Genomic DNA, 21,054 nt, shown 5'->3' on the forward strand with positions numbered 1-21,054 from the left:
TTCGATAGTGTTCCGCACGTCGGTGCATGGGCTTTGCAAACAAACGCGGTTGCCCCCGTTTCAGTTTGCGCTTCGGGTCGCACCGCGGAGTCCACTGGCAGGCCATCGCCATTCGGATAAACGGCCACAGATGCCTAACCCTAAAGTGATAGCAGTTGGCTTGCACGGCTAAAACCCCGATCTATGCTCAGGAACATCCCGTGGACACAAGGAGTCCTGGCCCATGTTCGAGTACCATCGCAAGTCCGATCTGGTCGAGATCCAACGCGCCCGCCAGGCCCTGGCCGGGATGGAAGCGAAGCTTGCCGCAATCAGCCGTTCCATGGCCATGATCGAGTTTGCGCCCGACGGCACCATCCTCGATGCCAACGACCATTTCTGCCAGACGATGGGCTACAGCGCCGACGAGATCCGCGGCAAGCACCACCGGTTGTTCTGCGACCCCACCTACGCCAAGAGCGCCGAGTACCAGCAGCTGTGGCGCGAGCTGGGCCAGGGCAAGGCCATCAGCGGCACCTTCGAGCGCCTGGACAAGGCCGGGCGCGAGGTGTGGCTGGAGGCCAGCTACATGCCGGTGCTCGACGAGCGCCAGCAAGTCACCAGCGTGATCAAGGTCGCCTCCGACATCACCCGCCATGTGATCGAGGAACACGAGAGCGAAAGCCTGCTCAAGGCCATCGGCCGCTCCATGGCGGTGGTCGAGTTCACCCCGGCCGGGCGGGTCATCAAGGCCAACCAGAACTTCCTCGACACCATGGGTTATCGCCTGGAGGAGGTGGTGGGGCGCCATCACGGGCTGTTCTGCCTGCCCCATGAGCGCGAGTCGGCGCAGTACCGTGATTTCTGGGCCTCGCTCAACCGCGGCGAGTACCACTCGCACCGCTTCGAGCGGGTCAACAAGCAGGGCCAGACGGTCTATCTGGAAGCTTCCTACAACCCGATTTTCGACAACAAGGGCCGGCTGTACAAAGTGGTGAAGTTCGCCAGCGACATCACCAACCAGGTCAGCACCCAGCAGACCGCCGCCGACGCCGCCCACGCCAGTTCCGTACAGACCGACGCCTGCGCGCGCAAAGGCACCCAGGTGGTGCAGCAGACGGTGGCGGTGATCGAGCAGATTTCCGCCGAGCTCAACGAGGCCGCGCGCAGCATCGATGCGGTGAGCAAGCAGTCCGAGGTGATCGGGCAGATCGTCCTGACCATTCGTGGCATCGCCGACCAGACCAACCTGCTGGCGCTCAACGCGGCGATCGAAGCGGCGCGTGCCGGCGACCATGGGCGTGGCTTCGCCGTGGTGGCGGATGAGGTGCGCAGCCTGGCTGCGCGCACCAGCAAGGCGACGCTGGAAATCGTCGACGTGGTGCGGCAGAACCACGACCTGTCATTGACGGCGGTCGCCAGCATGCAGTCGAGCCTGACCCGTACGGGACTTGGTGTGGAGCTGGCCAACGAAGCGGGCACGGTGATCATGGAGATCCAGCAGGGCTCGCGCCACGTGGTGGAGGCCATCAGCCAGATCAGCTCGACCCTGCAATTGCACTGAGGCCTTGGCGCAGCTCGCGCTCCAGGCTTTGCAGGCTGTTGCGCAGCCGCTCGAGCGCGGGGTCGAGTGGCTGTTGCCGGGCAATGGCCTGCTCGAGCGCTTCACAGTCCTGAACCACGGTCCTGACCTTGAGCATCCTCGCGCCCCCCTTGATCCGGTGTACCAGTGGCGTGAGGGTTGCCGGTTCAGGGCTAGTCCCCAAGGCAAGCAGTGCCTGCAGGTCTTCGCCATTGCTCTGGGCCAATTGCTGGAGCAGGCTGCGGGTCAGCTGCATGTCGTCCTGGGTGAGGTGGCGCAATTGCTCCAGGTCGAATCCGCTGGCCCGAGGCTGGATATGGGGCTGTGTGGGCGCAATGGCACTGATGTGAGCCAGGCCAGCCTTGAGCGCCTGCAGGCCGATGGGCTTGAACAGGCATTCGTCCATGCCGCTTTCCAGGCAGCGCTGGCGTTCCTCGGCCTGGGCATTGGCGGTGACGCCGATGATATGGCAGGCGGGCAGCTTGCCTTCAAGTTCCAGCCCACGAATCCGCCGGGTCAGCTCATGGCCATCCATCACCGGCATGCTGCAGTCGGTAATCACCACGTCGAAGCGGTTTGCCTGCCACAACATCAACGCCGCCTCGCCCTGGTCGGCCAGCGCGACACGGTGGCCAAGCGAACGCAGCTGTTTGTCGAGCAGCAGCAGGTTGGCGGGATAATCGTCCACCACCAGAACGTGCAGCGGGCCATGGGCGGAGGCGGGCACGGTTTCTGCCGATGATTCACTCGCCGGGGCGTCGGCGCTCGTCAGCCTGAGGCGGACATCGACCTGGGTGCCCAGGCCTTCGATGCTTTGCAAGGTAAGCTCGCCCCCCATCAGCTCGCACAGGTTGCGGCTGATCACCAGGCCCAGGCCGGCCCCCTGGCGCGTCTGTTGGCTGCCGACCTGCGAGAAGGCGCTGAACAGCCGGGCCTGGTCGCTGGCGCTGATGCCCTTGCCGGTATCCTTCACCTGCAACGCCACCCGCAGGCCAGGTTTGCCGAGCGTGTCCACCGTCAGCGTGACATCGATCTGCCCTTGATCGGTGAATTTGATCGCATTGCTCACCAGGTTCGACAGCACCTGCTTGAAGCGCAAGGGGTCGACGTGCACCCAGCACGGTGTGTCCGGCAGTGTCGCATGCAGTTGAATACCCTTGATCCTGGCATTGCCCTCGAATACCCGAAGGGTGACCTTGACCAGGCCGGTCAAGTCAGTGGCCACCGGTTGCAAGGTCATGTGCCCGGACTCGATACGCGAGATATCGAGCACATCGCCGATCAGGTCGAGCAGGCCGATCGCCGACCCGTGGGCGGTTTCCAGCGCCTGGGTGTCGCAGTGGCCACGACGACTGTCCTCCAGGGCGAGTTCCAGCAGGCCGATCACCGCGTTCATCGGGGTGCGGATTTCATGGCTCATCACTGCCAGGAAGGTACTTTTCGCCTGGCTGGCCTGTTCGGCGTCGTTCTTCGCCTGGCGCAACTGTTCGAGCAGCCCGCGGCTGAGCGCAAGCTGTTGCTGCAGGGCGCGTTCGGCGTCGGTGCGCTGGTGGATCAGCTTGCGCAGGTAGGTGTTCCAGAACACCACGCCCGCCAGCAGCACCCCGGCCAGCACCAGCACCTGCAGGGCCAGTGTGCGGTAGTTGCGCCAGGGGCTGTCGCTGACCACGGCATTGGTACGCCAGCGGTTGACCAGTTGTTCCTGCTCGTCGGGTGGGATGCTCAGCAGGGCCTTGTCGAGGATGCCCTGCAGCTGGGGGAGCGCGGGACTCACGGCAAAGGCGGCGAGCGCGGGCTCGTCACCTTGCAGCCCGGCGACCCGCAGGCGGCCCTTGAACACTTGGTTGATGAAGTAGACCGCATTGATTTGCGAACTCAGCGCCACATCGGCATCGCCGTTGGCTACGGCTTCCATCAGTTGCAGTGGATTCTCCGCTTCGAACACACGCATGCCGGGAGCGTCGCGCAGCAGTTGCTCGGTCAGCGGCGAACCTCGCAACAGGGCTACGCGCTGGCCACGCAAGGGCTGCGTCGCAGGCAACGGCGCGGCGTCCTGGCGCATCACCAGGACGCGCGGGCTGATCATGTAGGGGCGGGTGTAGCGAAGGCGTTCGGCGCGATGGTTGCCGTAGCCGATGGCACCGATCATGTCGACCTTGCCCTGGGTGGTGGCGTCGACCATATCCTCGAACGAGTCCGACTCGACGATCTGGAAGTTCAGGCCGGTGCGCAGGCTGATCCGTTCCAGCAGGTCGAGGGCGATGCCGCGAGGCTGCTGCTGGCTGTCGGTGAAGCTCAAGGGGGCCAGGGTCGTGTTGATCATCACCCGAATGGTCGGGTGGGTGGCGATCCAGCCGCGCTCCTCGGTGGTGAGCGCGTCCAGCCGGCGGTCGAGCAACAGGCTGGTGCTGCCGCTGGTCCAGCGCCGCAGGATGTTCAGCCGCTCGCTGTCGGCAACCCGGCTCAGGGCTTTGTCCACCAGGCGCAGCAAGCGCGGATTGTCGCGGGCCAGGGCAAAGGCGAAGGTACTGACCGGTACTTTGACGAAGTGATCGACCTTGACCATGCCCTGGAAGCCTTTGCCGATCATGTAGTCACTGCTGATCGCATCGCCCAGGTACGCATCGGCCTGGCCCAGCGCCACCGCGGCAATACCGGCCAGGGTGGAGCGATAGAGCGTGACCTGGGCCCGGGGGTACAGTTGCTGCACGGCCTGCAGGGGCAGGTAATGATCGACCATGGCCAGCTTGCGCCCGGCAAGGGCATGGTCCTCGCCCAGGGGGCTGCGCTGGCGCGACACGATCACCGCCAGGTCGTCGGCATAGGGTTGGCTGAGGGCGAGCTCGGCATCGGTGGCCTCGAAGGCATTGGAGGTGCCCAGCAAGTCGATCTCGCCGCTGCGCAGTGCGGCGATGGCCTGTGCGCGGTTGGCATAGCGGCGGATCTCGATGGAGACGCCCAGCTGCTCGGCGATCAGGCCGGCGTAGTCGGCGGTAAGGCCTTCGTAGTCGGCCTGGCTGGTGTTGATGTCGAAGGGCGGGTAGTCAGGGCGCGAACTGCCGAGCAGCAATGTCTTGCGCGCAGCGAGCCACTGGCGGTCGGGTGCGTCGGGGACCAGGGGGGGCGCGGCACTCAGTGCGCGCGCCAACAGATGGCGGCTTTCGCTGGACGATTGTGCCGCAGTGCATAGAGGCAGCAGCGCGACCAGCAACAGGCACAGCAGGGTGCGCCTGATCATCGGTCAGACCACGTTGTTGCGTTTGGCCAGGTCGACCATTTCCACCAGTGACTCGGCCTTGAGCTTCTCCAGGATCCGGCCGCGGTAGGTGCTGATGGTCTTGGCGCTGAGGTTCATCTGCTCGCCGATCAGTTTGTTGCTCTGCCCGGCGCACAGGCGGCGCAGCACTTCCATCTCGCGGTTGGAGAGGCTGCCCAGGCGCTCGTTCTCGCTGTCCAGGGTGTTGGCGTTTACTGCCATTTGTGGAAAGGTCGAGTAGCCCTTCACCAATGCCTTGAGGGCGAAGATCAGGGCGTCGAGGTCTTCGTCCTTGTTGACGAAGGCACTGATGCCGGCATCCATGCAGCGGCGCACGTACAGGTCGGCGGGCTGGCCGGTGAGGACCATGATCCGCGGCGCGGGTTCGAGCAGCTTGAGGCGCTTGATCACTTCCATGCCATCGAGGTCGGGCAGGCCGATGTCGAGAATCACCACCTCTGCCTTGGTTTCAGCGGCAAGGCGCGCAGCGTCCTTGCCTTTTCCAGTCTCCCCGACCACGGTGAACCGCTCGCCTTGGAGCAGCATGCGCACGGCCAGCCGGACAATATGATGGTCATCGACCAACAGCACGGATGTCATGGGTAACTCCTGTTGATGTGGACCCGTTTCCTGTCTCTGGTCGAATGTCGGTTCGCGGGTCAGCTGTAGGCAGCGCGCACCTTACGGGGATTCAGGATCCTTGGTAATAGGCGAGTATAGGTGTGTTGAATATACACGGCTGTTTTGTTGAAAAATCCTACAACGAAGGCTGGAGCGCACCTTCGTTGAGGCTGTCTGGGAAGAGGGTCAGGCGCAGGCTGCGTGCTTTTTGACCACCCGCAGGGTGGAGGCAGGGTTATTGTCCAGCGCCTTGCCGGTGCGGGTCGGCCGCGAGACCAGCTGGCCACCGCAATTCGGGCACTGGTTGTGGAAGTGACGATCATTGCACGCGCGGCAGAACGTGCATTCGAAGGAGCAGATCAGGGCGTCCGGGCTCTCGGCCGGCAGGTCGCTGTTGCAGCATTCGCAGTTGGGGCGCAGTTCGAGCATGGTGGGGCTTCCGGTATCCGTGGAAAGCCCCAGTGTGCTACGGCGCGAGGCGAGAGGGCAAACGGCTCATGGGCCGGGCCGGTAGAGGTGGGCATGGCCGGCGCGGTACAGGGCCGAATCGGCGAAGGGGGCGTCGCCCAGCACATGGCCGACCAGGATCAGCGCGGTGCGCCGGAAGCCCTTGCTCGCCACCCGCTCGACGATGTCCGCCAGGGTGCCACGGGCCCAGTCCTGATCTGGCCAGGTGGCGCGGTGCACCACCGCGATGGGGCATTCGGCGCCGTAGTGGGGCAGTAGCTCTTCGACGATGCGCGCGAGGTGTTTAACCCCCAGGTGGATGGCCAGGGTGCTGCCGTGCCGGGCCAGGTCGGCCAGTTGCTCCCCGGGTGGCATGGGCGAGCTGTCACCGTAACGGGTAAGGATCACCGTTTGCGCCACGTCGGGCAGGGTCAGCTCGCAGCCGAGCAGGGCGGCGCTGGCAGCGGTCGCGGTTACGCCCGGCACGATCTGGTAATCGATGCCCAGTTCGCGCAGGTGACGAATCTGTTCGCCGATGGCGCCGTACAGGCTGGGATCGCCACTGTGCACCCGAGCCACATCGTGCCCGTCGGCGTGGGCCTGGCGCATGGCCTCGACGATCTGTTCCAGGTGCAGTTCGGCGCTGTTGATCACGGTCTGGGCGGTATGCCCTTCGAGCACGGCGGGGGGCACCAGGGAACCGGCATAGATGATCACCGGGCATTGGCGGATCAGGCGCTGGCCCTTCACCGTGATCAGTTCCGGGTCGCCGGGGCCGGCGCCGATGAAATAGACCGTCATGGGAATTCCTTGCAGGTGAAAGGGCGGATTATCCGCCGATGGCCAGGGCCAGGGTAGCGCCAGCCAGAGCCTGCCGTGGGATGTGCAGGCGTGGCGGCGTGAATGCCTGGCCGGCCAGGGCCAGTGCCGCGCTCTCGGCGACGCCCCAGCAGCCGGTCTGGGCGTAGGCGGTGGCGGAGCGCTGGGTGAGTTGCGCTTCGAAACCAAGCAGATGCGGGGCATCGAAACAGATGAACGGCAACCCCAGGCGCTCAGCCAAGGCCAGCAGGCCGGGTTCCCGCGCCTTGGGTGTGATGCTGGCGATACCGCGCAGGCAGGAAAGCGGCAGGGCGTGCTGGGTCAGGGTCTGGCGCAACAACACCGACAACGTCTCGACCGGGCAGCCGCGACGGCAGCCAAAGCCGGCGTACAACGCCGGCTGAGCGGGATGCAGAGGCATCAAGCGTGGCTGGCGCGACGGTAGAGCCAGGCGCTGAGCAGGCCCAGCGCCAGCCAGAATGCAGCGTTGGTCAGCCAGGAGGCGATCTTGAACTGCGTTTCGAGGGCTTCCGGTGCCAGGCTTTCATGCACGGGTGGCTGCGGCGCGCCGATGACATGGGGGATGACCAGCAGGGCGACACCGAGCACCTTGAACAGCCAGTGGTGGGCGAATACCAGCAGCGCCAGGCCGGCGGCGGTGGCGGCGGCGGTGCCGACCCACCACGTCTGCCGTTGGCCCAGGTCGGCGGCTGCGGTGCCGGGCAGTTCGGGCGGCAGGCCCAGGGTCGGGGCCAGGCAGAACACGGCGAAGCCGGCCAGGCCCCAGAGCGCGCCGGTGCTGACACGGCCAGGCTCGCGCAGGTTGTACAGCGCGGCGAGGATCAGGGCGAAGCCGACCGCCACCACCAGGTTGCCGCCGGTGGTGGACAGCACGCGCTGCCAGCCATCTTCCGGCGCCCAGGCTTCAGCGCTGTGCTCATGTTCGTGGGGCGTGGCGGCTTCGCCATGTTCGTGGTGTTCGGCGGCGGGGGCCGCATTCTCGTAGGTTTCCGCCTGGAGAATCAGCGGGGCCACCCAGAAGCTTTGCAGCAGGGTCAGCAGCAGGGCGGCCAGCAGCCCGCTGAAGCCCGCGGTACGGGCGATGCGCGTGATCATGCGGGCGTACTCAGTGGCAGGGGAAGGCGGCGCTGTGGCGGGTGTCGTGAGCGGCGTTGTGCACCGCCTCGATGTGCGAGAAGCCGGCGAAGTAGACCAGGCACAGGCCGAGCAGGCTGGCGCCGACGGCGACGATCATGCGCTGGCTGAGGCTGACGGGGGTGGCGATGCTGTGTTTCGTGCTGGTGATGGGCATGACGCGTTCCTCTGCTGTTGCTTTTGTCAGGTATTGGGGCAACGGGCAAGCGCGGCGACCCCGGGCGAAGCTCGCCCAGGTATGCGACAGCGCCCGCCCACCGCGGGGTGTTCATGTGGTGTCAGGCCGGTCTCCGGGCTGGCGAGGTGGAGTTGGGCTCCGTTGTTGGCGTCACCTTCCCATGCCGAGACGACGGGCACAGTGGTCAAGACGCTTCACTCGCTTACCGTTGCGGGGGCAGCACCGGCATTGTCCGGCCTCTCGAAGAGGCACGTGACGCACCGGTTTCCCGTTTCACCCCAAGGGGGCACCTGAACGCAATGCGCTAGCAGATCATGGGGCGAACCATTGCGTCAATGGCGGCGGCGGTTGACCGCAAGCCAGGCTCTGCGTAGCCTTGCCGCTTCGAGGTTCTCCGGCGTTGGCCGGAGCTAAGACGGGAACGCGGTCGATGCCGCGGCTGCCCCCGCAACTGTAGGCACTGGAACGGATCGGCACAGCCACTGCGCACGCGCGGGAAGGCGCCATCCAGCAGGCAATTCTGCCGGCACAGTGCGAGCCAGGAGACCTGCCTCGTGACGTTTTCGACTTTCAACCGGGCGGGGTGATCCGGTGGCGAACCAGCCATGCCGGCAAGGCCCGTGGCTATCGTCCTGCATGCCCGCGCCACAGCCGCCAAGGGCACCGCGACATGAAAACACTGGCCAAGCTCCCCGTCACCATCGTTACCGGCTTCCTCGGCTCGGGCAAGACCACCTTGCTCCGCCATATGCTGGACAACGCCCAGGGCCGCCGCATCGCGGTGATCGTCAACGAGTTCGGCGAGCTGGGCATTGATGGCGAAATTCTCAAGCAGTGCAGCATTGGTTGCAGCGAAGAAGAAGCCAATGGCCGGGTCTATGAGCTGGCCAACGGTTGCCTGTGCTGCACCGTGCAGGAAGAGTTCTTCCCGGTGATGCGCGAACTGGTGGCCCGCCGTGGCGACCTGGACCACATCCTCATCGAGACCAGCGGCCTGGCGTTGCCCAAACCGTTGGTCCAGGCCTTCCAGTGGCCGGAAATCCGCAACGCCTGTACCGTCGACGCGGTGATCACCGTGGTCGACAGCCCGGCCGTGGCCGCGGGCACCTTCGCCGCCTATCCGGAGCAGGTCGACGCCCAGCGCAAACTCGACCCCAACCTCGACCACGAGTCGCCCCTGCACGAACTGTTCGCCGACCAACTGGCCAGCGCCGACCTGGTGGTGCTGAACAAGGCCGACCTGATCGACGCCGAGGGCCTGGCCAAGGTCCGCACAGAGGTGGCCGAGGAACTGCCGCCGGCGGTCAAGGTGATCGAGGCCAGCAGCGGTCGCTTGCCGCTTGAGGTGCTGTTGGGTGTGGGGGCCGAGGCCGAAGCGCATATCGATGGCCGCCGCACCCACCACGACTCGCACCACGATGGCGATGACCACGACGACCATGACCACGACGCCTTCGACTCCATCTCCATCGACCTGCCCGAAGCCGACGAAAGCCTGCTGCTCGACGCCCTCACGCAACTGGTCACCGAGTTCGGCATCCTGCGCGCCAAGGGCTTCGCCGCCATTCCCGGCAAGCCGATGCGCCTGCTGATCCAGGGCGTGGGCACCCGCTTCGACAAGCACTTCGACCGCGCCTGGCGCAGCGAGGAACCGCGTATCACCCGCCTGGTGCTGATTGGCCAGGACCTCGACGCCGCACAACTGGAAGCGCGCCTGCGCCAGGCCCTGGGCGCCTGACCCATGCACCTGCTGCGGACCCAGCCCGGCGGCTTCGTGCCGGACGACAGCATCGCCGACCTTGGTCAGACCCCTGCCGAGCTGGTGATCCTCTGCAGCGGTGACTCGCACCTGGCACTGCTGGCCGAAACCGCCGAGCAGTTGCCGGATGATTTTCCCAGCCTGCGCCTGGCCAACCCCATGCAGGTGCAGAACCATGCCTCGGTCGACCTCTATATCGACGAGGTGCTGCGCCACGCCAAGGTGATCCTGGTCTCGCTGCACGGTGGCGTCGGTTACTGGCGCTACGGTGTCGAGCAGTTGGTGGAACTGGCCAACCGGGGTGTTCAGCTGATTCTGGTCCCAGGCGATGATCGCCCCGATCCGGAACTGACCGACCTGGGCACGGTGCGTGGCGAGCAGGCCGAGCGGCTCTGGCACTACCTGCGCCAGGGCGGCAAGGCCAATGCCGTCAACCTGTTCAATTGCCTGGCCAGCCTATGGCTCGGGCGTGACTACCCGTGGCAAGAACCGCAACCGTTGCCGCGCACAGCGGTGTACCACCCGGGCAAGGCCAGCGCGGTGCTGGAGGACTGGTACACCGAGTGGAACCCGGCGTTCCCGGTGGCACCGTTGCTGTTCTATCGCTCGCACTTGCAAGCCGCCAACACGGCCTTCATCGATGTGTTCTGCCAGCGCCTGCAGGCCTGCGGCCTGAATCCGCTGCCGATCGCCGTGGCCAGCCTCAAGGAGCGCGCTTGCCTCGATCAGGTTGAAAACTGGCTCGACGAGGTCGAGGCCGAGGTGGTGATCAATACCACCGGCTTCGCTTTGTCCAGCCCCGAGCAGCCCAACCTGCGCCCGTTGCGCCGCGACGTGCCGGTGTTGCAGGCGATCTGCGCCCAGGACAACCAACCGGCCTGGGAGCAGAGCGAGCAGGGGCTGGGCGCTCGCGACCTGGCCATGCACATCGCCTTGCCGGAACTGGACGGGCGCATCATCACCCGGCCGGTCAGCTTCAAGGACCTGGCCTGGCGCAGCGAGCGCAGCCAGTCCGATGTGGTCTGCTATCGGGCCCACCCTGAACGCATGGACTTCGTCGCCGAGCTGGCGCGGCGCTGGGTGGAACTGGCGCGCCTGGACAACCAGGAAAAACGCATCGCCCTGGTGTTGGCCAACTACCCGACCCGCGATGGGCGTATCGGCAACGGTGTCGGCCTGGATACCCCAGGCGCTGCCTTGAACATTCTCCAGGCCCTGCAGGCGCAGGGCTATCCGGTGGCCGGCCTGCCGGGCAGCGGTACCGAGCTGATCCACCAGTTGCTCGGCGGGGTGACCAACGACCTCGACCACCTGGACCAACGCCCCTGCGCCCAGAGCCTGAGCCTGGCGGACTACCAGAGTGCCTTCGGCGCATTGCCCGAGGCGAACCAGCGCGCGGTGCTCGAACGGTGGGGGCCACCCGAAAAGGACCCGATGTTCCGCTCGGGGCGGATGATGGTCGCCGGGCTGCGCTATGGCCTGACTTTCGTCGGCATTCAGCCGGCCCGGGGCTACCAGGTCGACCCCAGCGCGGTGTACCACGACCCGGACCTGGTGCCGCCCCATGGCTATCTGGCGTTCCATTTCTGGCTGCGCAACGGCTACGCCGCCGACGCGGTGATCCATGTCGGCAAGCACGGCAACCTGGAGTGGCTGCCGGGCAAGGGCGTGGGCCTGTCCAATGAATGCTGGCCGGATGCGTTGCTCGGCCCGCTGCCGAACATCTACCCGTTCATCGTCAATGACCCGGGCGAAGGCGCCCAGGCCAAGCGGCGCACCCAGGCGGTGATCATCGACCACCTGATGCCGCCGCTGACCCGCGCCGAAACCTACGGCCCGCTGCGTCATCTGGAGCAACTGGCGGACGAGTACTACGAGGCCCAACTGCTCGACCCGCGCCGCGCCCGTGAACTGCAGCGCGACATTCTGGAACTGGTCAAGGCCAACCATATCGACCGCGAGCTGCAGCTCGAAGGGCAGCTGGAAGACGCGGCGGTGTGGCTGCCGCGCCTGGACACCTACCTGTGCGACCTGAAGGAATCGCAGATCCGCGATGGCCTGCATGTGTTCGGCCAGTCGCCCCTGGGGCGCTTGCGCAGCGATACCTTGCTGGCGCTGCTGCGGGTCGAGCGGGGGGACGGCAAGGGCGGCAACGCCAGCCTGATCCGCGCCTTGGCCAAGGCGCTGGCGCTGGGCTTCGACCCACTCGATTGCGACCTGGGTCAGGCCTGGCAAGGGCCGCGCCCGGCAGCGTTGCAGGCGTGCGATTCAGGGCTGTGGCGTACCCAGGGCGATACCCGCGAGCGCCTTGAGCTGCTGGCGGTCACCTTGATCGAGCAGGCGCTGGCGGGTGATGTCGGCCTGCCGGATGCACCGTGCTGGCAGCCTGTACGGGAGGTGCTGCGCGCCCTGTGCGAAGAGGTCGCGCCCAACCTGGACGCGTGCGGCGACGCTGAGATCGATGGCCTGCTGGCCGCCCTGGCCGGGCGTTTCGTGCCCGCCGGCCCCAGTGGCGCACCCAGCCGTGGGCGGCTTGACGTACTGCCGACCGGGCGCAACTTCTATACCGTCGATGTGCGCAACCTGCCGACCACCACGGCCTGGCGCCTGGGCTTCGCCTCGGCCAACCTGATCCTCGAACGTCACCTGCAGGACCACGGCGACCACCTGCGACAACTGGGGCTGTCGGTGTGGGGCACGGCGACCATGCGCACCGGCGGCGACGACATCGCCCAGGCGATGGCGCTGATGGGCGTGCGCCCGGTGTGGGCGACGGGTAGCCAGCGGGTGGACGACTTCGAGATCCTGCCGCTGAGCTTGCTCGACCGCCCGCGGGTCGATGTGACCTTGCGCGTTTCGGGCTTCTTCCGCGATGCCTTCGGCAACCTGATCCGGCTGTTCGACGCGGCGGTGCAGGCGGTGGCCGCGCTGGATGAGCCGGACGATCTCAACCCGCTGGCCGCCCGTGTGCGAACAGAGCGAGAGAAATGGCTGAACGATGGCGTGGACGCCGAGCAGGCCGCCCGCCAGGCCGGCTGGCGGGTCTTCGGCGCCAAGCCCGGTGCCTACGGCGCGGGCGTGCAGAACGCCATCGACGGGCGCCTGTGGCACAGCCGCGACGACCTGGCCGAGGTCTACCTCAACCACGGTGGCTACGCCTATGGCGCCAGCGACGAGGGCACCCCGGCCCGCGCCCAGTTCGCCCAGCGCCTCAGCCAAGTGCAGGCGGTGCTGCAGAACCAGGACAACCACGAGCACGACCTGCTCGACTCCAACGACTACTACCAGTTCCAGGGCGGCATGCTGGCCGCCGCCGAAACCCTGGCCGGCAGCGCCCGGGCCAGTTACCACGGCGATCACAGTCAGGCCGACCGGCCGCGCATCCGCACCTTGAAGGAAGAGCTGAACCGGGTGATCCGCGCCCGCGCCCTGAACCCCAAGTGGATCGACGGCACCAAGCGTCATGGCTATAAAGGTGCGTTCGAGCTGGCCGCGACGGTGGACAACCTGTTTGCCTTCGACGCCACCACCCACCTGATCGACGACCATCATTACCAGGGCCTGGCCGATGCCTATGTGCTCGACCCGGCCACCCGTGATTTCATGCGCGAGCACAACCCCGAGGCCCTGCGTGACCTCACCGAACGCCTGCTGGAGGCCCAGCAGCGAGGGCTGTGGCAGGAACCGGGCGACTACCGCGACAGCCTCGAGCAGCAGTTGCTCGATGGCGAGGAAGACAGCTGAACATGAGCGAACCCGTGCAATTCCCCCTGGCCGCCGTGGTTGGCGCCGATGATCTCAAGCTGGCCCTGTGCCTGACGGCCATCGACCCGAAGATCGGCGGTGTGCTGATCGAGGGCCCGCGTGGCATGGCCAAGAGCACCTTGGCCCGGGGTCTGGCCGATCTGCTTGGTGATGGGCCGTTCGTGACCTTGCCGCTGGGCGCGACCGAGGAGCGCCTGGTCGGCACCCTCGACCTGGATGCCGCCCTGGGCCAGGGCCAGGCGCGTTTCTCGCCGGGGGTGCTGGCCCATGCCGATGGTGGCGTGTTGTACGTCGACGAGGTCAACCTGCTGCCCGACCCGCTGGTGGACCTGCTGCTGGATGTGGCCGCCAGCGGGACCAACCGGGTCGAGCGCGATGGCATCTCCCATCGCCATGCCGCCCGCTTCGTGCTGATCGGCACCATGAACCCGGAAGAAGGTGAGCTGCGCCCGCAGTTGCTCGATCGTTTCGGCCTGAATGTCGCCCTCGACGGCTTGCCGGCGCCCGAGGCCCGGCAGCAGATCATCCGGCGACGCCTGGCGTTCGACAGCGACCCCGAGGCATTTTGCGCCGAATGGGCGCAAGCACAGGCGCAGCTGCGTGAGCGTTGTCACGCGGCGCGCGGGCAACTGGCTTCGATTCCCCTGGATGACCAGGCCCTGGCCTGGATCACCGAACGCTGTTTTGCTGCCGGCGTCGATGGCCTACGTGCCGACCTGGTCTGGCTGCGCGCTGCCCGGGCCCATGCCGCCTGGCGCGGCAGCGTGTCCATCGAGGTGGCTGATGTCGATGCGGTGGCCGAGTTCGCCTTGCGTCACCGTCGGCGCGCCGATGCGCAACAACCGGCGCCGGCCGGTGCGGCTGAGCCGTCGCAGGGGCGGGAGCGTGAACAAGGGCAGGGCGACTGGGGCGCATTGCCGCCACAGCCGGTGGCCGGCGGTGCGCGGCGTGAGGTGCCGAACTGGGCAAAAAAGCCCTGAGCATCCGCCCGCGCAACACCCAGGCGGCGGATGCCAGGCCCCGCGCAGGTCAGTTGAAGGGAGCCTCCCGTGGCCGCCCACGCGTGGCCGATGGCGGGCGAATCGCCTGGTTGCCCACTTTGCTCAAGGGCCGGCCTCGACAGCGCCAGGATCTATGCTGGCAGCAACGTCAGGCCGACGGGCCCGCGTTGTGGCTGGTGATTGTCGACGCGTCGGCCTCGACCCGTCGCCATCAGGCCCTGGCCCAGGCCAAGGGGCTGCTGGCCGAGCTGTTCGACCAGGCCTACCGGCAACGGGCGCGCCTGGCACTGCTCACCGCAAGCGGCAACCGGCCACACTGGCAGCGCCACGGCCTCAAGGCTTCGGCGGCGTTGCAACCTTGGCTGCAGGGGCTGGGGGCGGGTGGTGGCACGCCTTTGTTCGCCGCGCTGGAGGAGGCGCGCCACTGGCTGCTGGCACGACGCAAACGTCTGCCGCACGAAGTGCACCGCTGCCTGATACTGACCGACGGTCGGTTGCGTCAGTGGGCCACGCCGCAGCCATTGCCATGCGCCACTTTATTGGTGGACATGGAACTGGCGGCAGTACGCGTGGGGCGGGCAGGGCAACTTGCCGAACAACTACAGGCCGAATATCGGCATATAGAAACGTTCGCGCTGATCAATTAAACAGGGTGCGCGCGACAGTATGTCGCAGCCGCAGGAAAGTTATGACGTAGGCCCTGCGGGAATTGCACAAGTGCGCGAACTGCGCGCACCTGTGTTTATTTCGGCATCGACCAGGGTTGCAGGTCATAACCTTTCTGGCACAGTTCCGCGCGTACTTCCTCGATCAGGCAGGCCCATTGCGCTGGGTCGGAATACACCCGCGAGGAGACTTGCTTGGCGCCGATACGGGTGCTGGTCCGGTCGATTACCGCCAGGCTCAGCTCGCCCGTGCCGTTGGGGGCATCCCAGGCGACGCACTGGAAGGGTTCGAAGGCGTGGTCGGCAATCAGCAGTGCTTCGTTGACACGGAGCGGGGCGTTCATGGTTCGGTCTCTCTATGGTCCCAAACAGCGAAATACAGGTTCCGCGGTGTTATGCCAGGCAAGGGTACAGCGCGGGGTTATTCGTACTGATGCTCCAGATCAGGGTTGGAGTCACACCGAGTTTGAAAATTTTTTATCGAAGTCCCTTTATCCGTTTATCCGCATCGCCGAATGTGACGTCGATAGTTAGCGATAATTCCAAGGTGTGGCGCAGTGCGATGGCTGGGCTGACCAACGGTAGTGGGGGCTGTCAAGTTCATTGCTACTGTTAAGTCGGGCGTCGCAAAGTACTGTTTCTTCGGAAAAAACCATTATGTGGCGCCAAGGAATGGTCATGCCTGAATCTGCATCCCAGCGCCGTTTGCTGATCGTCGACCCGTGCGACGAGTGTCACCAGCTGCTTCCGGGCCTGCGCGACATCGGCTGGGAAGTGCGCAGCAGTGTCCTCGACACCGCTCTGGAGCACCCGTGCGATGTGGGGGTGCTGCGCTTGCAGGCGCAACACCTGCGTCATCCCGACGCGGTCAAGGATATGATCAAGCGCAGCAATACCGAGTGGATCGCCGTGCTCAGCGCCGAGGAACTGCGCATGCAGAACGTCGGCGATTTCGTCTGTGAATGGTTTTTCGACTTCCACACGCTGCCGTTCGACGTGTCGCGGGTCCAGGTCACCCTCGGGCGGGCCTTTGGCATGGCGCGCTTGCGCGGCAAGGGCGCCATGCACCTTGACCAACCCCAACACGAACTGCTCGGCGAAAGCCGGCCCATCCGCGAACTGCGCAAATTGCTCGGCAAGCTCGCGCCGACCGAGTCCCCGGTATTGATCCGTGGTGAAAGCGGTACGGGCAAGGAGTTGGTGGCGCGTACCCTGCACCGCCAGTCGCAGCGCTGCGACCAGCCCTTCATCGCGATCAATTGCGGCGCGATCCCCGAACACTTGATCCAGTCCGAGCTGTTCGGCCATGAGAAGGGTGCGTTCACCGGAGCCCACCAGCGCAAGGTGGGGCGTATCGAGGCGGCCAATGGCGGCACCCTGTTCCTCGACGAAATCGGCGACCTGCCCTTGGAACTGCAGGCCAATCTGCTGCGTTTTCTGCAGGAGAAACACATCGAGCGGGTAGGCTCGAACCAGCCGATCCCCGTGGATGTTCGGGTCCTGGCGGCGACCCATGTGGACCTGGAGAAAGCCATCGAACAGGGGCGTTTTCGCGAAGACCTGTACTACCGGCTCAACGTCCTGCAAGTGGTGACTGCGCCGCTGCGTGACCGTCACGGCGACATGCCGATGCTCGCCAGCCATTTCGCCGACTTCTACAGCCTGGAAACCGGCCGGCGCCCTCGCTCGTTCAGTGACAGCGCGCTGGCCGCCATGGGCCGGCACGACTGGCCGGGCAATGTGCGCGAGCTGGCCAACCGGGTGCGGCGTGGCCTGGTGCTGGCCGAGGGGCGGCAGATCGAGGCGAAGGACCTGGGGTTGCACGAGGTGCGCGAGTTGGAGCAACCGTTGGGAACGCTCGAAGATTACAAGCAACGCGCGGAGCGCCAGGCGTTGTGCGATGTACTCAACCGCCACAGCAACAACCTGAGCGTGGCGGCCAGGGTGCTGGGGGTTTCGCGGCCAACGTTCTATCGGTTGCTGCACAAACATCAGATTCGCTGACGAAGAAGAGCCCTCACAGATCTGACGCAGCCTCTGTAGGAGCGGCTTCAGCCGCGATCACCCGCGAAGCGGGTGCCGGCTATCGCGCTGCCCGTATCGCGGCTAAAGCCGCTCCTACAAACGGCGACAGCGCAGCCGAATGTCAACGCCAGGGAAACTTGAGCTCCCAGCGCCAGGCATGGGCCACGATCTGCTCCAGCGAGTCGAACTGCGGCGTCCAGCCGAGCACCTGCCTTGCCTTGCCGGCATCGGCCACCAGCCTGGGCGGGTCGCCAGGGCGACGGGGTGCATCGCTGATATCGATCGGCCGCCCCGTCACATGGCGTGCGGCATCGATCACCTGCTGCACCGAGAAACCCTGGCCATTGCCGAGGTTGAACGCCGAGCTCGCGCCACCGGCGACCAAGTAGTCCACCGCCAGTGCATGGGCCGAGGCCAGGTCGGCGACATGCACATAGTCGCGAATACAGGTGCCATCCGGAGTGTCGTAGTCACGGCCATACACCGTGATCGCCGGGCGCCTGCCCGCGGCAGCCTGCAGGATCAGCGGGATCAGGTGCGTCTCGGGATCGTGGCATTCGCCCAGTTGCCCCTCCGGGTCCGCGCCGGCAGCGTTGAAGTAGCGCAGGCACACCGACCTCAGGCCATAGGCTCGGTCGAAATCCGCTAGCAGCTGCTCGACCATCCATTTGCTGCGCCCGTAGGGATTGATCGGTGCCTTGGGGTGTTCTTCATCGATGGGCGTTGCCACCGGGTCGCCATACACGGCCGCCGTGGAGGAGAACACCAGTTTGTCGATACCAGCCCGCACCATGGCTTGCAGCAGCGTCAGGGTGGCCGCAACGTTGTTCTGGTAGTACTTGCCGGGGTCAGCGACGGATTCGCTCACCTGGATGTACGAGGCGAAGTGAAACACCGCGTCGAAACGGTATTCGGCGAGCAGCGTGTCCAATGCGTGGACATTGGCGATGTCCAGTTGCACCCAGTGGATCCCCGGACGGGTGGGCGCTGTGTCCGCCACCACCACCTGATGGTTGGCCCACAGCAGGTGCTTGACCATGTGCGAACCGATGTAGCCTGCACCGCCGACAACCAGAAAATTCATGCAAACCTCCTGGATTCCTTTGCCTGTGCAACCTTCCCTGACGCGCGCTGGGAGCGGTGGCTTGTCGGCGGCCCCGGTCACAGGCTGCCAGAACAGGTCTTCTGAGACTCTAGATGGCTATTTCAGGAACAGCCAATTGGTCATCCGCTGGCCGTCGAGGCGCAGGTTGTAGCGGCCATCCTTGTAGGTCACGGGGAGCTTGCTCTGTTTGCCAGAGGCGTCGCGGCTGTAGAGTTTCAGGCCCTGGGCGGCCTTGATGGACAGCCTGCCTTCGAGGGGTTCGACACGGAAAGGCGTCTTGTCATCCGCCCTGGGCACCGCCCGGCTACCCAGCGAAACCAGCAGGCTGCGGGACTGGGTGAGCGGCTTGGCGTCCAGGCTTTGCACAACGACGCTGGCATAAGGGGTTTTCAGCTGTACCTGGATATCCCTCAGGTTGACCGACTGGCCGCCAAGCCAACCGGTGGCCGCCTGGGTCAGGGGCGTGTCGATGGTATAGAGCCCTTGCTGCCAGTTGCGCTTGAGCTCGCCGGTGTCGGTGGTCGCCTCGGCGGCGTTGGCCTCGATCAGTGACTGGTCGGGGTCGCGCAGCACCTTGGCATCGGCGGGTATCGCGCTGGCATGCAGCCACGGCAGCACGGGGGTGGCGGGCATGGCGACCTGCAGCCGGCCCTTGGTCATGGCGGTGCGCAGCAACGCCGAGTTGGCGGGGGTGATCTCCTGGCCGAAGAGCATGCTCGACGGTGGCGCGAAGACATAGCGGGTGCTCGCCGGCTGCACGTCGCCCCGGCGATAGAGCAATGCCGCAGCGGGGAGGGTGGCGAGCATCGCCGGGTCGTTGTAGGCGTGCCAGTTGTCGGCCGTGCGCCAGCCTTCGGTCAGGGCCTGCTGGCTGTAGGCGTACTGCATCAGCGCATCCCAGCCCTGGTGCCGGGCGGTCGCCGCCACATACAGGGGTAGCGAGTGGCGGTCGGGTGTGGGGAAGGGCTCGGCGTTCCACTCGGTGACCGTCAGCGGCATGCCCACCACCTGGGCGGCGGCGATCCAGTTGATCATGCCGTCGCTGGTCAGCGGATTGCGGTCGAGCTGGCCAGCGCCGCCGTAGCTGTGCGCATCGATCACGTCGCCGGCGGTCAGCGCCGGCAGGGCGCTCAGGCCGTTGCCGCCCCAGGTGCTGGTGGTGACGATCGGCACCTTCACTCCCAGGCCGCGCAGGTGTTTGATCATGTCGACGTTGAAACGGTGCTCCAGGTCATTGAGGAACAGTTTCGAGGGGCCATGTGCCCAGGCCTGCCAGATAGTCTCCGTGGGCAGTTGGTTGCGCAGCGCAAACACCTTGGCCTGGTCCATGTAGAGCTTGCTGTGCTGGGGTACGTTCTTGTCCTCGAGCAAGGCATTGCCGAAGTGCTGGGTGATGTCGTTCTCGTTGGTGATCAACATCGCGGCGATCGCCGGATCATCCTTGTAGGCGAGGCCGGTGTAGGTGTTCACGTGGGTCAGGTACTGTTCGGCGAAGCGCTTCATCGCCTGCTGGATGGTCGGGTTTACATAGGCGTAGCCTTTGAGGTCGATCGCCCGGTCGCCCCTGGCCACTTCGTCGAAGCCATAGATCCGGTCGGCGGCGGCGAGAGGGCGCTGTACGTGAAGGTCGAGCCAGACATAGACCCCTTCCTCTTTCAGGCACTTGATCCACCAGTCGATCTTGCGCAGCGATTCGGCGCTCAGTTGCTGGGTGTCGCGCAAGGTATTGACGTCGCCGAAGATGTTCGGGCTCACCCAGGGCGAGTCGTGGTGGTGGATGCGCACGAGGTTGAAGCCCAGTGCCGACAGGCGCTTGGCCTGTTGCCTGATTTCGTCGTCGGGGGTCTTGAAGATCGCATAGGCCGACAGGTTGGTGCCCCAGAAGCGGGCTGGAGTGTTGTCGGCGAACACCAACTGCTCGCCCGCCGCCTTGACGAAACCTCGCTTGCCGGCCGGCTTTTCCGCCTCGTTGAGGAACGACAGGTCGACCGGCGAGGTGCGCCAGTCGAGCTGGTCATCTGGCCAGCGCGTGGGGTCGACGAGGCCGAAGCGCTCGGTGGGGGTTGGCCCCAGGGTGATGTCGCCGCTGACTTCGAGGGTGGCCTTGATCTGCTGTTTGCCGGGCAGGATCGGGTCCTGATAGAAAAACGCCCGCACTTCGTTGGCGTTGCCGCGTTCGAAATACACCCTGGCCAGCGCTGGCTCGAAGCGCATTTCGATACGCCGCGCCCGGCCATTGCCGCCCCAGGCCCAGCCGCGGTTGTCGGGCAGCAGCACCGGGGCACCCATTTCCCCGTCGATCAGCGCCTGGTCGAACTGGAAGGTGATACCGCCACCCATCACGTTCGCCTTGCGGCTGCGGGCATTCAGGTCGAAATTCCAGGTCAGGGTTTGCGCGGAGGTCTTGCGAATGTGGGCCGCGAGGTCGAAATCGAGTTCCTGGTTCTTGCCCTCAAGGCGGTAGTCATAGGGGCCGTTGACCTTGAAGGCGGTGTAGAAGCCTGTCCAGCTCCAGTCCTTCGCCCAGAAGTCGAACTTGGACGCCATGGTCGGCCCGCCACCCCGTGTGAGGGCCGGCAAGCCATTGCGCTCGTCGACGCTGACGTTCCAGGCCGCCGCCCAGCCCGCCATTGGCAGCAACACCAGGCCAGCGCATGCCGATATCCCTATGAAGCGGCGCAGAAAACCTCGTGTCAT

General features: G+C 65.8%; 15 protein-coding genes, 2 pseudogenes and 2 riboswitches. Of the genes and pseudogenes, 7 read left to right on the forward strand and 10 right to left on the reverse strand.

The window, feature by feature from the left end; all coding sequences use genetic code 11:
* Positions 1-289: 289 nt before the first annotated feature.
* Together JYG34_RS26650 and JYG34_RS26655 are read left to right on the forward strand one after the other, a co-directional pair.
* Positions 290-1,006: pseudogene (locus JYG34_RS26650) on the forward strand (PAS domain-containing protein); the annotation flags it as partial.
* A 102-nt stretch (positions 1,007-1,108) separates the two neighbouring features.
* A pseudogene (locus tag JYG34_RS26655) lies at positions 1,109-1,543 on the forward strand (methyl-accepting chemotaxis protein); the annotation flags it as partial.
* Here the strand turns inward: JYG34_RS26655 and JYG34_RS11745 are convergent.
* From JYG34_RS11745 to JYG34_RS11775, 7 genes are all read right to left on the reverse strand, one after another.
* Positions 1,518-4,796 carry a transporter substrate-binding domain-containing protein gene (locus tag JYG34_RS11745; RefSeq protein WP_213661157.1) on the reverse strand — a complete coding sequence of 1,093 codons (3,279 nt, stop codon included), beginning with the start codon at positions 4,794-4,796 and terminating at the stop codon, positions 1,518-1,520. The pseudogene JYG34_RS26655 and the gene JYG34_RS11745 overlap by 26 nt on opposite strands.
* 6 nt (positions 4,797-4,802) lie before the next feature.
* Positions 4,803-5,417, reverse strand: coding sequence for a response regulator transcription factor (locus tag JYG34_RS11750; RefSeq protein WP_213660831.1), 615 nt, complete (start codon positions 5,415-5,417; stop codon positions 4,803-4,805).
* A 207-nt stretch (positions 5,418-5,624) separates the two neighbouring features.
* Entirely contained in the window at positions 5,625-5,867 is a 243-nt protein-coding gene (locus tag JYG34_RS11755) for a DUF1272 domain-containing protein (protein ID WP_213660832.1), read from the reverse strand.
* Between the two features lie 66 nt (positions 5,868-5,933).
* The gene (gene cobM, locus JYG34_RS11760) at positions 5,934-6,686 is read right to left on the reverse strand and encodes a precorrin-4 C(11)-methyltransferase (protein ID WP_213660833.1); all 753 of its coding nucleotides are present in this window, start codon (positions 6,684-6,686) and stop codon (positions 5,934-5,936) included.
* A gap of 28 nt (positions 6,687-6,714) precedes the next feature.
* Positions 6,715-7,125 carry a cobalamin biosynthesis protein gene (locus JYG34_RS11765; RefSeq protein ID WP_213660834.1) on the reverse strand — a complete coding sequence of 137 codons (411 nt, stop codon included), beginning with the start codon at positions 7,123-7,125 and terminating at the stop codon, positions 6,715-6,717.
* Positions 7,125-7,820, reverse strand: coding sequence for a CbtA family protein (locus JYG34_RS11770; RefSeq protein WP_213660835.1), 696 nt, complete (start codon positions 7,818-7,820; stop codon positions 7,125-7,127). Before JYG34_RS11770 ends, JYG34_RS11765 begins: the two co-directional genes overlap by 1 nt.
* Before the next feature lie 10 nt (positions 7,821-7,830).
* Entirely contained in the window at positions 7,831-8,016 is a 186-nt protein-coding gene (locus tag JYG34_RS11775) for a CbtB domain-containing protein (RefSeq protein ID WP_011533637.1), read from the reverse strand.
* A gap of 107 nt (positions 8,017-8,123) precedes the next feature.
* Positions 8,124-8,346, reverse strand: a riboswitch (cobalamin riboswitch).
* A 61-nt stretch (positions 8,347-8,407) separates the two neighbouring features.
* Positions 8,408-8,606, forward strand: a riboswitch (cobalamin riboswitch).
* A gap of 101 nt (positions 8,607-8,707) precedes the next feature.
* Here JYG34_RS11775 and cobW point away from each other — a divergent pair.
* From cobW to JYG34_RS11795, 4 genes are read left to right on the forward strand one after another with little or no spacing between them, the layout of a single operon-like run.
* Positions 8,708-9,775, forward strand: a complete 1,068-nt coding sequence (gene cobW / locus JYG34_RS11780; protein WP_213660836.1) for a cobalamin biosynthesis protein CobW — start codon at positions 8,708-8,710, stop codon at positions 9,773-9,775.
* Positions 9,776-9,778: 3 nt separating this feature from the next.
* Complete coding sequence (cobN, locus tag JYG34_RS11785; RefSeq protein ID WP_213660837.1) at positions 9,779-13,540, forward strand: cobaltochelatase subunit CobN; 3,762 nt, start codon at positions 9,779-9,781, stop codon at positions 13,538-13,540.
* 2 nt (positions 13,541-13,542) lie between these two features.
* On the forward strand, positions 13,543-14,541 hold the full coding sequence (locus JYG34_RS11790; RefSeq protein WP_213660838.1) for an ATP-binding protein: 999 nt from the start codon (positions 13,543-13,545) through the stop codon (positions 14,539-14,541).
* A 53-nt stretch (positions 14,542-14,594) separates the two neighbouring features.
* Positions 14,595-15,209: a vWA domain-containing protein gene (locus tag JYG34_RS11795; protein WP_249746254.1), complete on the forward strand. Its 615-nt coding sequence runs from the start codon at positions 14,595-14,597 to the stop codon at positions 15,207-15,209.
* Positions 15,210-15,304: 95 nt separating this feature from the next.
* Here JYG34_RS11795 and JYG34_RS11800 read toward each other — a convergent pair whose 3' ends face one another.
* Positions 15,305-15,571: a hypothetical protein gene (locus tag JYG34_RS11800; RefSeq protein WP_213660839.1), complete on the reverse strand. Its 267-nt coding sequence runs from the start codon at positions 15,569-15,571 to the stop codon at positions 15,305-15,307.
* A gap of 334 nt (positions 15,572-15,905) precedes the next feature.
* Between JYG34_RS11800 and JYG34_RS11805 the strand changes: the two genes are divergently transcribed.
* On the forward strand, positions 15,906-17,231 hold the full coding sequence (locus JYG34_RS11805; protein WP_213660840.1) for a sigma-54 dependent transcriptional regulator: 1,326 nt from the start codon (positions 15,906-15,908) through the stop codon (positions 17,229-17,231).
* A gap of 142 nt (positions 17,232-17,373) precedes the next feature.
* On the opposite strand, the gene galE is transcribed toward JYG34_RS11805, so the two are convergent.
* Positions 17,374-18,336 carry a UDP-glucose 4-epimerase GalE gene (gene galE / locus JYG34_RS11810; RefSeq protein ID WP_213660841.1) on the reverse strand — a complete coding sequence of 321 codons (963 nt, stop codon included), beginning with the start codon at positions 18,334-18,336 and terminating at the stop codon, positions 17,374-17,376.
* 117 nt (positions 18,337-18,453) lie between these two features.
* Positions 18,454-21,054, reverse strand: a complete 2,601-nt coding sequence (locus JYG34_RS11815; protein ID WP_213660842.1) for a glycosyl hydrolase family 5 — start codon at positions 21,052-21,054, stop codon at positions 18,454-18,456.

This window comes from Pseudomonas entomophila, assembly GCF_018417595.1.
Classification (GTDB): domain Bacteria; phylum Pseudomonadota; class Gammaproteobacteria; order Pseudomonadales; family Pseudomonadaceae; genus Aquipseudomonas; species Aquipseudomonas entomophila_C.

What these genes read in the sequence shown, in the direction of transcription:
- JYG34_RS11750 (WP_213660831.1), bottom strand. Translation starts at nt 5,417, where the DNA reads ATGACATCCGTGCTGTTGGTCGATGACCATCATATTGTCCGGCTGGCC.
- JYG34_RS11755 (WP_213660832.1), bottom strand. Translation starts at nt 5,867, where the DNA reads ATGCTCGAACTGCGCCCCAACTGCGAATGCTGCAACAGCGACCTGCCG.
- cobM (WP_213660833.1), bottom strand. Translation starts at nt 6,686, where the DNA reads ATGACGGTCTATTTCATCGGCGCCGGCCCCGGCGACCCGGAACTGATC.
- JYG34_RS11765 (WP_213660834.1), bottom strand. Translation starts at nt 7,125, where the DNA reads ATGCCTCTGCATCCCGCTCAGCCGGCGTTGTACGCCGGCTTTGGCTGC.
- JYG34_RS11770 (WP_213660835.1), bottom strand. Translation starts at nt 7,820, where the DNA reads ATGATCACGCGCATCGCCCGTACCGCGGGCTTCAGCGGGCTGCTGGCC.
- JYG34_RS11775 (WP_011533637.1), bottom strand. Translation starts at nt 8,016, where the DNA reads ATGCCCATCACCAGCACGAAACACAGCATCGCCACCCCCGTCAGCCTC.
- cobW (WP_213660836.1), top strand. Translation starts at nt 8,708, where the DNA reads ATGAAAACACTGGCCAAGCTCCCCGTCACCATCGTTACCGGCTTCCTC.
- cobN (WP_213660837.1), top strand. Translation starts at nt 9,779, where the DNA reads ATGCACCTGCTGCGGACCCAGCCCGGCGGCTTCGTGCCGGACGACAGC.
- JYG34_RS11790 (WP_213660838.1), top strand. Translation starts at nt 13,543, where the DNA reads ATGAGCGAACCCGTGCAATTCCCCCTGGCCGCCGTGGTTGGCGCCGAT.
- JYG34_RS11800 (WP_213660839.1), bottom strand. Translation starts at nt 15,571, where the DNA reads ATGAACGCCCCGCTCCGTGTCAACGAAGCACTGCTGATTGCCGACCAC.
- JYG34_RS11805 (WP_213660840.1), top strand. Translation starts at nt 15,906, where the DNA reads ATGCCTGAATCTGCATCCCAGCGCCGTTTGCTGATCGTCGACCCGTGC.
- galE (WP_213660841.1), bottom strand. Translation starts at nt 18,336, where the DNA reads ATGAATTTTCTGGTTGTCGGCGGTGCAGGCTACATCGGTTCGCACATG.
- JYG34_RS11815 (WP_213660842.1), bottom strand. Translation starts at nt 21,054, where the DNA reads ATGACACGAGGTTTTCTGCGCCGCTTCATAGGGATATCGGCATGCGCT.